The 1,170-nt window shown below is 63.5% G+C and carries 2 protein-coding genes; both read left to right on the top strand.

Translation table 11 applies throughout. The features are described 5' to 3' along the window. The coding region (locus LK10_RS08375) for an ABC transporter permease (protein WP_043122339.1) at positions 1-720 on the top strand (720 nt) is incomplete at its 5' end. A gap of 130 nt (positions 721-850) precedes the next feature. Next, positions 851-1,072 (top strand): hypothetical protein, encoded by a 222-nt coding sequence (locus LK10_RS08370; RefSeq protein WP_043122336.1) that lies wholly within the window; start codon positions 851-853, stop codon positions 1,070-1,072. The last annotated feature ends 98 nt before the right edge of the window (positions 1,073-1,170 follow it).

The raw sequence follows: 1,170 nt of genomic DNA, 5'->3' as shown, positions 1-1,170 counted from the left end.
TTCGCCCAGAGCTGGGGGGGAACCTGGTGGCCGAAGAGCTTCACGCTCGACTGGATATCCCAGGTCCTGTCCATCCCGCAGTTCACGCCATCGGTCGTCACGACATTCGAAGTGGCCATCGTCGACGTGCTCCTGGCCCTGCTGCTGGGAGTCCCGGCAGGATACGTCCTCGCCCGAAAGAACTTCCCGGGGCGGTCGGTTGTCATGCTCGGGATCCTCCTGCCGGTTGTCCTCCCCACGCTGACCTACGCCGTGCAGCTTGCGGCGCTCATGTACCGCTTCGGCCTCGGCGGCACCCTCACGGCGGTGATCCTGGTCAATCTGGTGCCCATCCTGCCTCTGGTTGTCCTCATCACGGTCCCATTCGTGGAGCAGATCCCACCTCAAACCGAGGATGCCGCCCGTGTCTTCGGCGCCAACAAGTGGCACCTCTTCAAGGACGTCCTGGTCCCGTTGCTCGCTCCGGGAATCGTTGCCGCAGGCGTTCTCGCATTCGTCCGCGTCCTCGGGTCGTTCGAGCTGACGTTCTTCGTGGCCGGAGCCAACACCCAGACGCTCGTGGTGACGATCTTCGGCGCCATGTCCAACCCGGGAGGTACCCCTGAAGGCCTTACGGCCGCGATGACCCTGTTCTACATGGCCATCGCGTTCATCGGGCTGGCCGTCAGCCTCCGCTTCTCGAATCCAGCCCAAGCCCTCTCCCCCACAGCCCGACGCTAGCGTCCCCTCGTGTGCACCACGCCAAACGACTCGTGAGACGAGTCGTGTGGGGGGATTCCTCACCCCGCACGGAGCCGATCCCACCCGCCTTCACAGTGGGCGCCGCCTAACAGATCCTAAGGAGGTTGCATTGAACGAGACGGAAACAGCAGAGCACATCCTCTTCGTTCAGGTGGACGACCGGAACAGCCTTGAGACACAACTGGGCACTGCCGAAGCAGAACTGCGGGTCCTCGCCTTTGAACGGGGCGATCGGGGCATCCTTGTCACCGCTTACTCCCCTCGAGAATTCACCCTCGAACTCCACCCCGACGTCCCCTTCGGCGTGAGCTATGAAAAGTGCATGTGGTGAACCGGGAAGCGGCGAGGGCCCCCGCCCGGCAATGCCGGTCTCGACCTTCCATGCCAAACAGGCAACACCCGGCGACCTCGTCCAAGTCCGAGTCAATG

It is taken from the genome of Sinomonas humi, from assembly GCF_000802235.1.
In the GTDB taxonomy this organism is placed as follows: Bacteria; Actinomycetota; Actinomycetes; order Actinomycetales; family Micrococcaceae; genus Sinomonas; species Sinomonas humi.
This window is presented reverse-complemented; position numbering and strand designations above follow the sequence as displayed.